Origin of the sequence: Parendozoicomonas callyspongiae (assembly GCF_023502345.1) — a bacterium.
GTDB lineage: Bacteria > Pseudomonadota > Gammaproteobacteria > Pseudomonadales > Endozoicomonadaceae > Sansalvadorimonas > Sansalvadorimonas callyspongiae.
On record NZ_JAMFLX010000034.1, the window covers coordinates 22,867 to 37,242 of the forward strand.

Sequence of the window (14,376 nt, forward strand, 5' to 3'; positions counted from 1 at the left end):
GCTGTGCGAGTCTTTATTTATTGACAGGACGAATTAACACTAACTAGATTCACTTGAACCGGATCGTCAATAACTGGTTTATCTACATTAAACGTCTCTCGGTGTTTGCGGACATTATATCCACTATCATTACTCCCGGTATCAGATACACCAGGGCTTTCATCCAATGAACTTTTTCGGCTTGGGCTGGAGATAGTTGAAGAGCCCGATAGCTGCCGTTCAGGAATAACAACTGCACTCTTCACCTTAAGAGTGCTCTCTTCATCAGTCACATCCTCTTCAGAAGCCTGGTCTGGGTACTGAGCATTCAGAAAACCTGCAAAATCGCGGAGTATAGCCATAGCTCCTGCATTTATATGTTCCTTATCAATTTTGGGGTGAACACCAAGTTTTTTCATTTTATATGTAACATCATCCCAGCCTGTTTCTTCAACCCGTGACTCTATGAGAATATCCTTAAGCATGCTCTTAACTGCCGCAACTTCCGGGAAATTTCGTTCAGTATCAGAGTCTCCTAAGCCTTCAATAACATACTGGGTTGTCTTCACCATCCTTCTATACATTCCAGCTAGTTGATCTGCCAGAAGTAGTGAATGCTTAGCTATATGTTGAGCGTGCAGTTTATTCTGTTCAATTTCTCTTCGCATTTCATCTGCTGATTGTTCTAGAGCGTCGTAGCTTTCAACTTTGGCATTTAACTTCCGCTGGACACGAGAAAGTTCTTTTTCTTTACTCTTCACCAGCGAGGACTCCTCAGGCGCATGAGAATTCCCTTCACCTTCAAACAATGAGGTTTCTGAAGCTGAAGAATCCAACCCAGAATCATAAGCTTCATATTCATCAATCATTGCATTCAATCTTTCCAACTGGCTCGCCTCATTTTCTTTCTGCTTTTGCAGTTCTGTCTCCAAATGCTTGATACGCCAGTTCTTTTCAGCATCAACTTTCAGGACATGAGCTTTAGCCTTTTCCAACTTGGCAAGAATTTCATCCATTCCTGCTTCAATATCATCACCAAATCTATCCTGAAGTCTGAGATACTCTTCCTGCACTGCCTTCCATGAAGCTGTTTTGCGTTTTATATCATTTTGTAGTTGATCAACTTTTTCTATCAGTATATTAATCTGTCTATTGAGATCATAGCTTTGTTTTTCGGTACGTTTTACATATGAAGAGACTTTATCAGGAACACTATCAGGATCAATTCCCATAGTTATTAGTTTTTGATGACGGCTCAGTCCATCAATTTGACTGTCATTCAGGCTATCATCAGATTTGGCAAGTTCAAGTTCCTCTGCCAGGTTCCTACCAGTCGTCATACCGGATTCCCCTGGATTTTTCTCTCCCAATGCAATATCTACCGATTCGTTAAGCTGAACCCACTTAGCCTGAAGCTCACTCACATGCTGGGCCAACTCTTCATATTGAGCCTCAATGGGTTGAAGTTTTTCCAGTTCAAGTTTTTGCCTGGCTACTGTTTGCTCTTGTTCCCTGTAAGCACCTTTCCACATCTTCAGTACAGTGGCCAGTACCCGATTCCTTTGCTCTAGACCTTTGGCAACTCTAATAATATCTTCTTTCTCCTCCTCCTCCTTCAACTTCTGTTGGAGTAATTTTTCAGCTTTTATGTGGCGTTCCTGCTCTTCTCTCAGCTTATGTGCATCAATATTTTCAATCTCTTCTTCAAGAGCAGTGTTAGCTTGAAATAATTCACCAACTTTCTTCTCAAGCCTCTTATAATTACATTCGAACTCATTACGGGATGCTTCATATTCGCTGCTTGCATCTCTGACCTGATCATACTTGCTCTTTGTTTCTTCAAGCCGTCTCTCAAGATCTTCAATCTGACGAGATCTTTCTTTTTCAAGTCTTTGTGCGTTTAATTTTTCAGTTTCCCATGCGCTCTTTTGCTGATCATAAATATCACTTTGTAATTTCAGTTCTTTATCTAAAGTTTCTCTTTCATGATAAAACTCAAGATCAGCTTTCCTTTGAGCTTCAACAAGTTTAGCTATTTCCAAGTTTTTTTGGTCAATTTCATCTTTGTATTCTTTAGTCTGCTTGTCAGCTTTATCAGCCTCAGCTTTTGTGCTCTCAACAAGCTGAGTTAACTCCGCAACATGTACATCCAAAAGCTTTATCCTGTCAGCTTTTTGGGTGGAGTCTTCTTCCGCTGCCGAAATCTTTATTTCAAGGGCAAGAACTCTATCTCGTTCTTGCTGAATTTGGTCATTTTTAGCTTCGAGTTCATGTTGTTTGCTAGAAAGCTGGCTCCTTAGTTCGCCTAACTCCCCTTCCATATCTTGCATTTTTTGTTGCTGTAGAAGTACCTGATCTCCCTTTGTCTTTAAATCTCGTACAGCACGATTTTTTTCTGTCTCCAGCTCCGCTAATTGAGCCTCTTGCTTAGCCAGCTTCATTCCCAGCCGTTTATTTTCTTTACGCTCGCTTGCCCTCAATTCCTCTGATGCCTCCAGCTTCCCTCTTACGTCAGCACCTTCACTCTGGAGTTTACTTATCTTTTGTTTATGGTTTTTCAGTTCATCAGAAGCACTGCCTAGTTGCTCTCTTAATTCAGATATCTCTTTGTTCTGGGAACCAACGGCAGCTTCATGCTCTAATAAAATCACTTGATGCTGAGCTTCCATTTTTTGGATCTTATCAACCTGCTGCTGATGGGAATGCTTCAGCTCTTCTAATTCAACTCCATCACTCTGACGACCAACTCTTAAAGTTTCATTCTCTGCTTTAAGTGCTTCAATTTCTTCCAGAAGCTTTCCATTGCTTTGCTTTAAGCCAGAAAACTCATCTGAATATTTTTTTACAGCCTGCTCACTCCTTACAAGTTGAGCTCTCACCCCTACTAACTCAAGCTTGGCTTTATTCGACTCCCCCTTAACCCTCTCCAGATCAGAATTTGCTTTTTGCTCAAGGCCCTGAGCAGTAGCCAGCTGTATTTCAAGCTTTTCATTATTTTTACTGAGCCGTGAAACATCTGCACTAGCCTGGCCAAGAGTATTTACCAGCTGAGTGACAGCTACCGCCGTATTCACCGTTTCCCCGAAATTCACACCACTCGATTTGAGGGCACTTTTGATACCACTATGCGTTTTCTTATATTGATCAAGTTCCTCTTCGACCTTAACCCTAAGCTTTATCTCCGCCTCCAGTTCGTCACGAATTTGTGACGCTTCGGTACTCAGCCAATCATATACCCCTTTAAATTTTTCCACGTTTTCTTTAAGACTAAACAGTTCTGTTGAAACCTTTGCAAGTTTAAGCCTAGCCTCAGTACATTGGACACGGGCATGATCTCTCTCATCCATGCGTAGTTTGGCTCTACTTTTCCACTCCCCAACCTGATTTTGAAGATCACGTAAAACCTGATCAAACTCCTGCTCTCTTTGATGAAGAGCAACTCGAAGGTTTTGACTTTCTGAGATTTTTGTCGACAAATCTCCTTGTAATTCAGAAACTTTTCCTTCGGTTTCAACAAGTTTTGCCTTGTAACTATCCAGGACATTTTTTTGCTGCTCGAGCTTTGCCTCTGAAGATACTAACTGTGCACGGGTTCTCGCCAGCTCCTCTTCAGCAGATTTAACCCGATCCTCTTGCTGCTGCAGTGCAACCCTTCCTGTTTCAACCTGCTTATGCAGCTGACGGTTTAATGCCCTGAGCTTTGATATCTGGCTTTGGAACTTAGTATTTCCCTGCTCTGCCAGATCTAATCTACGTTCAACTTCTTTCTTACGCTGGAGTTGCAGCCCCTGAACTTCTTTGAGTTTCAGCACATCTTGTTTCAAAGCCTGGAGTTTTACCCGCTGCTGCCTCTCACGCTCCATATAGGCATTGTTTTCGAGTTCAAGGCGCTCTGCCTCAGAGCGTTTAGCTTCAAACTCAGCTTTCCAGTACTGTGATTCCTGTTTCTGCTGACTTAAAAACTCTTCAAGCTCCTGGCAATGTTCCTGATGCCTGCGGCACTCCTCTGCTGTCAGTCGCAGATCTTCCTCCAACTTGTTGATTCTTGCCCTGACACGCTCAACAGCCACTGCCCCTTGCCCTGGCTGATCAACACTCTGCCCTTGCTGGCCAACCCGGCTGGACAATGTCCGGGTATGAGTATCGAGGGTACGGGTTTTCCTTTTCAGTTCTGAAGCTTTATGCGCTATTGAAATCCCTTCCTTATTACTTTCTGAGAGCCGCTGACTGGCCTCTTCAAGCTGTGTCAGGGTTTTTCTTCCGGATTTCAGTGACTTTCCAATATCGTCAAGGGATGTTTCAACCTCACTTTCCAGCTCTGATGTCTGTCGTTCCAGACCAGATAAGTGGTCAGGTGTATCAGGCGACCTTGGCTCGTCACTGTCAATTGAAGCCGAACCAAATCCCACTCTCTTACCAACCCATGAATCAGCTGGTACCAGAGGGCCACCGTGACCTTCAAAATGATTGATCAGTTCTCGCACAGTATGCTGGGTTTTACTGAAAGTGACAGCCAGGGGTTCATCAAGCGCCAGCGTACTGGAGTGAGCAGTACTTCGGGGATAATCTGTACGGTTGTACCCCGCATAGACCTTTCTATAGATATCTCCTTTGTCCGGATCTCTTACTGCATACCAGGATCTCCAGCGATCGAGAATATCAGCTTCTGTAAGCCCATCATTAATGGCTTTTTGGAGGCCTCTTTTAAAAGCCTCAATACGATCTTCAGCGTAATCGTCGGGATCGGGTAATGGGAAATCGGGCTCGGTTACCAAAGGGTGATCTGGAGGAAAGAAGGCTGGTCTATCAGTTTTTCGCTCAGAAAGCCGGGTATCTGGTAAGGGCGAAGAGTCAGTATGCTGGGGAATCTTCTTTTTCGGATTTGGGACACGACGGTTATCACCCGCCCTGCCCTCTGGAGGAGGTGTGTATCCGTGAGTTTTCTTTCCTCCAGTTTTGCCTATATCCAAACCGGCTGCCGACTCTGTAGCTTCCCCTAACCTTCAGTAAAGCAAACCCCTATTAAATATAAATAATCAGCCTCCGAAATTTACAGCTGTTGATTACCCTTCAATACTTAATTTCATTCTTCAGGAGCTTCCACATTCCAATTATTGTGAGAATCGTCAGGTATGGATACCAAACCCAGACAGACCGGAGTTCCCCGCTATTACCAGAAGTTTTCCTGTATTGGCCCGGATTGCGAAAATAACTGCTGTCACAACTGGTGTATATCAATTGATCAGAAAACCTGGGATTTATGGCAGGTTACCCAGGATACCTATCTCTCTGACCTGTCCAGAGAATCAACCCATACCCCTGATAACCCGACTGATATGGATTACAGGCGAATGACCATGGGCAACGATAGTATCTGCCCGGCCTACCGCAGGGATGATGGTCTGTGTGAAATCCATAAACAGCTTGGAGAAGATCTTCTCTCTGAAACCTGCCGCACTTATCCCCGTCGTCTTACACGCACCCCGGAGGGATTAGAGCCAAGTCTGTCAATATCCTGCCCGCAGGCGGCCCGGCTGATCCTGCTGGATGAAAATGCCATGCAGATGAAAAATCAGTTGATTGAATCGGATTCAATCCCAACGACCACTTTTCATCAGCAACCTGAATATTTTGAACAATTTCGGTTATCAGCCATGACCACTGTTTCAGATATTGATATATCGCCGGATGAGCGGCTTTACAGACTGGGGGTTCTATTAAATTTTGTCTCAATCAGCCAGATAAATGGTGAGGACCCATCTCGGGTTTTTGCGACATTTGAGACCATGCAGCAAAACGCCATCTTTTCCAGAATGTACCAGAGCCTGCCGGATGGAATTACCATCCAGGCAGAAGTGCTGAAACATCTGCTGATGGCCCCATCCTACTGGAAAATTAACTCTGTCCTGGCTGATTATCATCAACAGTTTCAGGACATATTGAAGCGTGATTATGCCGTAGACGGGAATGTTGATCTGATTGCCCTTATCCGCAAGGGCTACAAGAAGCATTTTCAACCCATTGCCTCAGAGAAGAGCCAGGCATTTACCAACTTCTTCCAGCACTGGATCTATTCATCTGACCTTTGCTACCTGCAAGGCGCAGAGTTAATGCACAAATACAGCGATTTCCTGGTGCAATACAGTATTATCCGTACCTATCTGTCTGTATTGGCAAAAGAAAATGGCAGCGATGAGCTTATGATTGGTGTCGTTCACGCTCTGTCCCGGGGATTTGACCATCATCCACCTTTTCTGGAAAAGTTGTTTGCCTATCTGAATCATGTTGGTTTAGGAAACCCCATACAGATGATGGCCCTGCTAAAAATTGAGAGTTCTCCCTAGGGGGCTACTCTGCCTGCCCCACCCTGAATTCCGGCAGAGGAGAAGTTCTTATCTTTGCCATCTTCATACTGAAGCTCCTTAACCAGCAGTTTGTGGCCATCATTCTTGATTTTATCCGCTGCCTGTTGAAAACCTCGCTGAATTGCCAGTGCAACCTCTTTTCCATCAAGGCCGGGAAAGACATAGCCATCACTACTGAAGCGGCAGACCCGGAAAGTTTCAACCAATGGCAGAGAGCTATCCTGCTGGCTGGCCCGAACGTTATATTCCTGCAATGTCTCAAAGGTATTAAAGGCTGTTGCCTGAACAGCAGCTAAAAACTGATCCCGATCGCTATACTCAGCGCCATTGGGTGGCACGATATAAACCATGGAACGATTTTCATCATCACCATAAGGGCACTGACCCTGCTTAAAGATATGAACAAAAGCACTGCCCACCTTTGTCTCTGGATCCCCCTCTTTGGCAATGGTATAAGCCAGATGGGGAGCCCCAATTCCGCCTGCTTGAGGGACTTTAAACCCTCTGTCATCAGTCTTGAGTTTCAGAACCTGATTATGGAAGGGTTCAAAAGCATTCACCTGCAGTTGCGTAGACTGTGATATCGCACTGGCATGGGCGCCGTTGATGGTTCCGCCTCCCAGGTACATTTTCTTATCACCAGCATTCATCGAAGCAATATTGCCAGCCGCATCATCACCGGGATTGCCGTTGCCAGTCTTGTATATCGGTGCATACTGACTCTCTGACGATTGCCCAAGGAACGATATTGCCGGGGAGGTAATATCAGCAGGGCCTCTTTGAATATCCTGAATTGGGGGCATAGCCTCAGCCTTTAATGATACTGGTGGTGGGGGCGGTGGCGGAACATTTCCAGGCTGGGGAACAGCCTGCCCACCTTGCCGCTGTCTCTGGCCAGGTTGAGCCGGTTTTGCCGCATCACTTCCCGCTTCTGCTGCTCCCTGCTCTTTCGCCTGATAAGCCTTCTTGACATCATCGGTCGATGGGTTGGCTACTGGCTTGAGGGAAACATTACCCTCTTCATCCTTCAGCTCAAAGGAATAGGCACGCCCCTTGAGTTTTTCCAGTTCAGCAGGCCCATCTTCACCTTCAACTTTCAATTCTGTAAAGCGGGCCTGAAGCTTGGTTAGCTCAGCTTTACTATCAGACACCACTTTCTGCAAAGCCTGCTTACCGTCATCAGGAAGCGGATGTTTGGCCTTATAACCATTCAGGGCAGCCAAGGCTATACCCTGATATTTTTTCAGATCTTCAGGAGACAGAGAGGGATCCGGCGGAAATACATTAACTGGCTTAAAATCTGGCGGGGGTTCGACTGTTATTATCAACTCCTGCTTCTGCGCCGCAGAGCCACCATCGCTTCCGTTCAAAGCACCAATTGCCTGATCAATAAGGCTACCCTGCCCTAATTCAGTCAGCGCCTCGTCCGCCTTTTTCAGCAAATCAGCCTTTTGGGCTTTTAACTGATCAGCTTCGCTGCCTTTGACTGATGGCAGCTGACTGTTATTGCCTGCTGAAGCCGCCTTGCGCTCATCCAGCCCCTTCCCCGGAGCTGCAGGTCTCTGATGTCCACTCAGTTGCGCGGGTTGATCGACTGTTGCAGTATCCCTCCCTGCAAATGAATTTGTTTCCCCAGGAGTACCCGTGACATGGCTATCTGATGTAGGTGTCACCGGGTGTTGAGCACCGGGTGATGCAGGAGGCAGTGCTGAAGTCATGGAATCCATTCCAGTTTTGGTCTTGTAATAAATCTAGAAGCTCAATCCACTTTTCAGCACATACCCCGTAAAAATTTTGTTTAAAAGAGCCAGGTCAGCTTCAGGCCATGGGGAATAGTCTGAACCAGAGGAGCATGCGACGGTGAGGAGTCTCTCTTACGAGAAGGGAAACCTTCATGATGACCTGAAAGATATCGATCCCAGTCCTTCACAGCTCCAGACGGCAGTGACCAGATCTCAAGCTCTGTCACCAACCCTGCCAGCAGAAAGAACTCTACAGCATCGGAATCCTTACCAGGGCCGGCAGCCGTGATAAAGGCCCCCGCAATCGCAGTCAGCCAGCCATCAAAATGACCTTTCCAGGATTTACGCCAGCGGATATTTTCAGCCAGCGTACGCATCTGCTGCTCTGGATCATCATTGCTTTGATTTGGAATGACAGGTCTGAAGAGAAGGTCTGCAGCACCCAGTGCTGCAGAAGCTGCACTCACAGCATGGACGCGCTCACAGGCTCTGTTATGGGTTCTTGAAGCCCTGTAGGCATCTGCCACAGCAGATGTTCCATGAACGGCAAGCCATCCGTTCTGCCACAACTCGATACGGGGTTTATATTTGTGAAGCTTCTGGTTCAGCCACTGGTCGTCAAGCTGTTCCGCTGCCGCATAGATAGGGAAGAGAAAAAGGATGCAGAGAAGATGAATCAACCCCGTACGTACCGACATACACTGCGCTCCTGAGAGAGAAAGCACTGCAGTGTAGCCATCATTTTATCAAGGAGTATACTCCTCCTTTTTTTTCCTGGACTTCTTGCCCGGCCAGGGAGGAACGGGTCTGCGTTCATCAAGCAGATGTCTGATAGCCAAAACCGGACTATGCAGCAACATGCGAGGGCCAGCCCAGCGCATAATAATCCGAATCTGTTCCCGCTGTGCTGGCTTATAGCAGTGCACCGGACACTTGGCGCAAACCGGTTTTTCTGGCCCGTAAATGCAACGTGACAGACGACGCTCTGCAAAATCCTGCAGCTCACGACACTTGGAGCAACAGCCCTTGAGACCATTGCGGTGGTGATGATGACAATACAGTTCAATCATTTTTTGAACTGTTCTGTTTTCACGTTCCAGCCTGCTGGAATTAAAAAATGTTTTTGTCATAGCTGAATATCTCCTACGACAACACGCAAAAAAGCGCACACCATTAGGTGTGCGCTTTTTAAATACTGGTCGGAGCGAGAGGATTCGAACCTCCGACCCCCACAACCCCATTGTGGTGCGCTACCAGGCTGCGCTACGCTCCGAATTGACCTGCATGCTAAATCGTTTACCTTTGAAACTCAAGAGGTTACATAGCAATTTAACTGCAAAATATTAATAATTACTGATAAAACTGAGAAAGATAATCATCAAAAAATCACGACCAGTTTTATTTTAAAATCTGGTCGGAGCGAGAGGATTCGAACCTCCGACCCCCACAACCCCATTGTGGTGCGCTACCAGGCTGCGCTACGCTCCGAAAGACGCGGCGTATCTTACTGAATCGAATGGAAAATTCAACTAGCAAGACAGTCCTTTAACTTCTGTGACTGCTGAAATCTGGTCGGAGCGAGAGGATTCGAACCTCCGACCCCCACAACCCCATTGTGGTGCGCTACCAGGCTGCGCTACGCTCCGATCTTTCGATCTATGCGACCTTGTCTCAGCAGTTGAGAACGGAGCGAATGCTATCGAAAATACGCTGTTTCAGCAAGGGGATAAGGGTGGTTATTTTTACCGTTTTCAGATAAAAACAGAACCAAAATATGAATATAACCTATTGATATTTATCGTTTTAGCCAGGCGCGAATCTCTTCGAGCTCCTTAATCGTCTGCCTGATCAGCTGACGGTACTGACTACTGTCCTGATGCTCACTTTCCCCAGCCAGACGAGCCCTTGCTCCGGGAATGGTATACCCCTGTTCATAAAGAAGACTACGAATCTGGCGGATGTTAAGAACATCCTGTCGCATATAGTAACGTCGGTTACCCCGGCGTTTCACCGGCTTGATATGATCGAACTCCTGCTCCCAGTAACGCAGAACATGTGGTTTTACCAAACAGAGATCCGCCACTTCACCGATAGTGAAATAGCGTTTACCGGGAATGGACGGCAACCCGGATGGATCTGTTTCGGCCTTTTCTTCAATCGTCGGAAGGAGTTCCTGCATAAGCCTCAACTCTTGCCCTGAGTTTCTGGCCAGGCTTAAACGTTACGACACGCCTGGGTGTAATGGGTATCTCCTCTCCGGTCTTGGGATTACGTCCTGGACGCTCCCCTTTATCCCGAAGATCGAAATTACCAAAACCTGAGAGTTTCACCTGTTCATTGCTCTCCAGCGCCGAACGGATTTCCTCAAAAAACATATCGACCATATCCCGGGCTTCCCTTTTGTTCAGCCCAAGCTCTTCGTGTAACCTTTCAGCGATTTCTGCCTTGGTTAGCGCCCCCATGGCCTTACATCCTCGATGCAATCATTAGTATCTATTTGCAGCGTTATTGCAACCCGACTTGTAGTCGTTAATTCGTAGAATGAAGCCAGCCGAGGAAAATATCAAGTCTGTCAGCGAGTTAGCTACTTACAATACCCCAAAAAACCGAAGATCAGGCACTTTTTGACCTCATATTTCTGTAGCCAACCACTTAAGAACAATCCGCAATACCCATTCGCGAGCTGAGACTCTATAACCACAATCAGATCTCCGCTTTAAATACAGCCCACAAGAGCCAAAAAACGATTTCAATTTCATGAATTCACAGAAGAAAGAGATTATCAAAAACGCCCGCTTCACTGTTGCCCGACAGTTTGAAACGATACTTACTCAGGCTTCGGGAGATATCAAAAAGGAGCTTGCCCAACTTTCACACAATATTGATTTTTGTTTTCTGAGCCTTGAACAAAACATCAGCACCTTAAGGTTTCTTCATATGATTCTTCCGCAACAGCTTAAAAAAGCGAAAGAAATTTATGGTATCGATCTCACTATTCCTGAATATTTTGCTGCTCTGATGAAAGTACGCGTCTAGCAAGGTGCTGGATGCCAAGTCACGATTTGCACTGGTAGTTATTCGCCCCTGAAGATTTATCCAGAGGCGTTTCATTATGCTGTCATTATTCTTCAGGTTCAGCGGCAGCCTCTCCTTCCTGACCTTCCGCCGCACCTTCTTCAACGCCAGCTTCCGGCTCTTGTGCTGGAGCCAGAGAAGCGCTGATCACCGGCATAACCTCTTTATCCAGATAGATCTCGATATCCTTCATAAAAATTTCCTTAATAGCACCAAGGTCAGCCTCAAGGTCACCCTCACTATCAACACTGCCAGACTGCAGGATAGCTGCCAGTTCCTGCACGATACCGGTAAGATCAGAGCCAATTTTCTCTTTGATCTTTGGAAGAATCAGGCCAAGCTGGATGCGGAAGGCAATATCTTCGGACATAACAACACCTCTCACGGAAGGACGCTCAAACGCAATAGAAGATACGGATAAATGAAAGGTAGGCGACAGGCAAAGACCGTCAAGACACAAACCCACAAAAACCTGCGCAAGGCGATTACCGTCATTCCAGCTGCCCGCTCTTCAGGGCATCATTGACGTAATAACCAGGTAGCTGGATCAAGCCCAATCCTCCACAGGCAGCATCCAGTAGAGTCGTGCCGGGGTTATTAATTCACTCAACCTGCATATAATGATTCTGTCACTTACCCAGCAGGATCTATTTATGACTCTGAATATCCAACCCGGCCAGACATCCATTAAGTCCAAGGCAGCTGTGGCATGGGCTGCCGGTGAACCACTGAAAATGGAAGAGGTAGATGTAGAACTCCCCAAGGCTGGTGAAGTTCTGGTTCGCATTGTGGCAACAGGCGTCTGCCATACCGATGCCTTCACCCTCTCTGGCGAAGACCCTGAAGGGATATTCCCTGCCATCCTTGGCCATGAAGGCGGCGGTATTGTGGAGATGGTTGGTGAAGGCGTGACCAGCGTGGAAGTTGGCGACCATGTCATCCCGCTCTACACCGCAGAATGCAAGAAATGCAAGTTCTGTCTCTCTGGAAAAACCAACCTGTGCCAGGCCGTTCGTGCCACTCAGGGCAAAGGCTTGATGCCCGATGGCACCTCTCGCTTCTCCAAGGATCGCCAGCCAATTTATCACTATATGGGCTGCTCCACCTTTTCTGAGTACACAGTTCTGCCTGAAATCTCCCTGGCCAAAGTGAATAAAACCGCACCTCTGGAAGAGGTCTGCCTGTTAGGTTGTGGGGTTACCACCGGCATGGGTGCTGTGCTGAATACTGCCAAGGTTCAGAAAGGCGATACTGTTGCCATTTTTGGTCTGGGCGGTATTGGTCTGTCAGCCATTATCGGAGCCAAAATGGCTGGTGCCAGCCGGATTATTGGTATTGATATTAATGACAGCAAATTCGAGCTTGCCCAGAAACTGGGTGCCACCGATGTCATCAACCCACAGCAACATGATGCGCCTATTCAGGATGTGATTATTGAAATGACCGATGGCGGCGTGGATTTCTCTTTTGAATGCATCGGTAATGTCAAAGTTATGCGCCAGGCACTCGAGTGCTGCCACAAGGGCTGGGGAGAATCGGTGATTATCGGTGTCGCAGGTGCCGGTCAGGAAATCTCTACCCGCCCCTTCCAGCTGGTCACAGGCCGTGTATGGCGTGGTTCTGCTTTTGGTGGCGTCAAAGGCCGCAGCGAACTGCCAGAGATTGTTGAACAGTACCTGGCTGGCAAATTTGGCCTGCAGGAGTTTATTACCCACACCATGCCACTGGATGACATTAACAATGCCTTTGATTTAATGCATGAAGGTAGAAGTATCCGCAGCGTTATTCATATGTAATCAGGCTGTTACGTCAGGCGTGCTCAGAATCAAAGCAAAAGCCTGGCGCTTTCTATGGAGTAGACCATGAGTCTTGAAAATATTAGCCAGACCAAAGTATTCCAAGGTTGGCATAAACAATATACGCACCAGTCCACCAGTCTGAACTGCACTATGAGGTTCGCTATTTTTCTGCCTCCTCAGGCCAGCCAGGATAATCCTGTATCCGTTCTGTACTGGCTCTCAGGTTTAACCTGCACTGATGAGAACTTTATGCAGAAGGCCGGGGCATTTCGAAAAGCGGCAGAGTTGGGTATTGCGATTGTGGCTCCAGATACCAGCCCGAGGGGCGAGCAGGTAGCGGATGACGATGGCTATGATCTGGGACAGGGAGCAGGCTTCTACGTCAATGCCACAGAAACGCCTTGGGCCGACCATTATCGAATGTACGATTACATAGTCGATGAACTCCCTGCCCTTGTTGAAGAACATTTCCCCGTAAGTCAGGCAAGAAGCATCTCCGGGCATAGTATGGGCGGACACGGCGCACTGGTCATTGGACTGAGAAACACCGACCGATATTGTTCCATTTCAGCATTTGCTCCCATTTCCAACCCAATAAATTGCCCTTGGGGGAAAAAGGCTTTTTCCAGCTATCTGGGTCATGACCGTCAGCAATGGCAATCTTACGATGCCTGTTCGCTGTTAAATGAAAAACGCTCAGAGTTGCCGATACTGGTAGATCAGGGAGCTGCAGACAGCTTTCTGGAAGAGCAACTTAAGCTGGAAACCCTGATGAGCGCAGCCAAAAAGCATAACTCACCATTTGAGTTAAGAATGCAGCCCGGTTACGACCACAGCTACTTCTTTATCTCCAGTTTTATTGATGATCATCTGGATTTTCATGCCAAGCCTCTCAGTACACAAAGGGAAGAATAAACACCATGACAGGGAGGAGCGCCCCCTCCCGCTTTACCAAGAGTAATACTCTGTGCATTTTCATATTTTAATCAATACAGAGAGTATGTTCAGCACGACCATTAGAAACACGTGTATGACAACCAAAGAGATTAGTCGTTGCAGCACATTGGCCTGTAACTTCAGTTCCAGCGGGAACCGTTTTTCCACTCCAAACACAACCAATTTGACACTGACTACTGTCAGTGCACGCAGCCCCACTATCACCTGCGGTTAATACACAAGAAAAGCTTTGAAGTTTTCCGACTTTTTTCCACATCCCTCCTTTTTCTTCACAAATCAATTTTGTTTTAAGAGAAGATGCCACTTGTAGCAGTGTTTTCTGATGGCCTGTAGCCGGTTTTTCAACTGCGCAGGCAGACAGAACAATAATGCCCAAGCAGATAGATAAACGTTTGATCATAATAAACATCTCAATTTCCTGATGTGCCCAAGAGATTAATCACTGACTCTAACATTTCC

Annotated in this window: 12 protein-coding genes and 3 tRNA genes; 4 read left to right on the forward strand and 11 right to left on the reverse strand. The window is 46.7% G+C overall.

Going from position 1 to position 14,376, the window contains the following annotated elements:
* Nucleotides 1–17: 17 nt before the first annotated feature.
* Nucleotides 18–4,754, reverse strand: a complete 4,737-nt coding sequence (locus tag M3P05_RS18120; RefSeq protein ID WP_249701501.1) for a hypothetical protein — start codon at nucleotides 4,752–4,754, stop codon at nucleotides 18–20.
* Nucleotides 4,755–5,111: 357 nt separating this feature from the next.
* Between M3P05_RS18120 and fliB the strand changes: the two genes are divergently transcribed.
* On the forward strand, nucleotides 5,112–6,323 hold the full coding sequence (fliB, locus tag M3P05_RS18125) for a flagellin lysine-N-methylase (protein ID WP_249701502.1): 1,212 nt from the start codon (nucleotides 5,112–5,114) through the stop codon (nucleotides 6,321–6,323).
* Here the strand turns inward: fliB and M3P05_RS18130 are convergent.
* The 8 genes from M3P05_RS18130 to ihfA all read right to left on the reverse strand — a co-directional run bounded on the left by M3P05_RS18130 (nucleotide 6,320) and on the right by ihfA (nucleotide 10,548).
* The gene (locus M3P05_RS18130) at nucleotides 6,320–8,062 is read right to left on the reverse strand and encodes a hypothetical protein (RefSeq protein ID WP_249701503.1); all 1,743 of its coding nucleotides are present in this window, start codon (nucleotides 8,060–8,062) and stop codon (nucleotides 6,320–6,322) included. The genes fliB and M3P05_RS18130 overlap by 4 nt on opposite strands.
* Nucleotides 8,063–8,142: 80 nt before the next feature.
* On the reverse strand, nucleotides 8,143–8,784 hold the full coding sequence (locus tag M3P05_RS18135; protein ID WP_249701504.1) for a hypothetical protein: 642 nt from the start codon (nucleotides 8,782–8,784) through the stop codon (nucleotides 8,143–8,145).
* A gap of 48 nt (nucleotides 8,785–8,832) precedes the next feature.
* Complete coding sequence (locus tag M3P05_RS18140; protein WP_249701505.1) at nucleotides 8,833–9,216, reverse strand: nitrous oxide-stimulated promoter family protein; 384 nt, start codon at nucleotides 9,214–9,216, stop codon at nucleotides 8,833–8,835.
* Nucleotides 9,217–9,282: 66 nt separating this feature from the next.
* Nucleotides 9,283–9,359 (reverse strand) — tRNA-Pro (locus M3P05_RS18145).
* Between the two features lie 138 nt (nucleotides 9,360–9,497).
* Nucleotides 9,498–9,574, reverse strand: a tRNA-Pro gene (locus M3P05_RS18150).
* 81 nt (nucleotides 9,575–9,655) lie between these two features.
* Nucleotides 9,656–9,732: transfer RNA gene (locus tag M3P05_RS18155), tRNA-Pro, on the reverse strand.
* Nucleotides 9,733–9,881: 149 nt separating this feature from the next.
* Entirely contained in the window at nucleotides 9,882–10,265 is a 384-nt protein-coding gene (locus M3P05_RS18160; RefSeq protein WP_249701506.1) for a MerR family transcriptional regulator, read from the reverse strand.
* Nucleotides 10,240–10,548: an integration host factor subunit alpha gene (ihfA, locus tag M3P05_RS18165; protein WP_249701507.1), complete on the reverse strand. Its 309-nt coding sequence runs from the start codon at nucleotides 10,546–10,548 to the stop codon at nucleotides 10,240–10,242. The genes M3P05_RS18160 and ihfA overlap by 26 nt, the downstream gene beginning before the upstream one ends.
* A gap of 295 nt (nucleotides 10,549–10,843) precedes the next feature.
* Here ihfA and M3P05_RS18170 point away from each other — a divergent pair, with 295 nt between their 5' ends.
* Nucleotides 10,844–11,122 (forward strand): hypothetical protein, encoded by a 279-nt coding sequence (locus M3P05_RS18170; RefSeq protein WP_249701508.1) that lies wholly within the window; start codon nucleotides 10,844–10,846, stop codon nucleotides 11,120–11,122.
* An 85-nt stretch (nucleotides 11,123–11,207) separates the two neighbouring features.
* Here the strand turns inward: M3P05_RS18170 and M3P05_RS18175 are convergent, their stop codons facing one another.
* Nucleotides 11,208–11,531: a hypothetical protein gene (locus M3P05_RS18175; RefSeq protein ID WP_249701510.1), complete on the reverse strand. Its 324-nt coding sequence runs from the start codon at nucleotides 11,529–11,531 to the stop codon at nucleotides 11,208–11,210.
* 283 nt (nucleotides 11,532–11,814) lie between these two features.
* Between M3P05_RS18175 and M3P05_RS18180 the strand changes: the two genes are divergently transcribed.
* Together M3P05_RS18180 and fghA are read left to right on the forward strand one after the other, a co-directional pair.
* The gene (locus tag M3P05_RS18180) at nucleotides 11,815–12,957 is read left to right on the forward strand and encodes an S-(hydroxymethyl)glutathione dehydrogenase/class III alcohol dehydrogenase (RefSeq protein WP_249701511.1); all 1,143 of its coding nucleotides are present in this window, start codon (nucleotides 11,815–11,817) and stop codon (nucleotides 12,955–12,957) included.
* Nucleotides 12,958–13,023: 66 nt separating this feature from the next.
* Entirely contained in the window at nucleotides 13,024–13,875 is an 852-nt protein-coding gene (gene fghA, locus M3P05_RS18185; protein ID WP_249701512.1) for an S-formylglutathione hydrolase, read from the forward strand.
* 67 nt (nucleotides 13,876–13,942) lie between these two features.
* Here fghA and M3P05_RS18190 read toward each other — a convergent pair whose 3' ends face one another.
* Entirely contained in the window at nucleotides 13,943–14,326 is a 384-nt protein-coding gene (locus M3P05_RS18190; protein WP_249701514.1) for a hypothetical protein, read from the reverse strand.
* Nucleotides 14,327–14,376 lie beyond the last annotated feature (50 nt).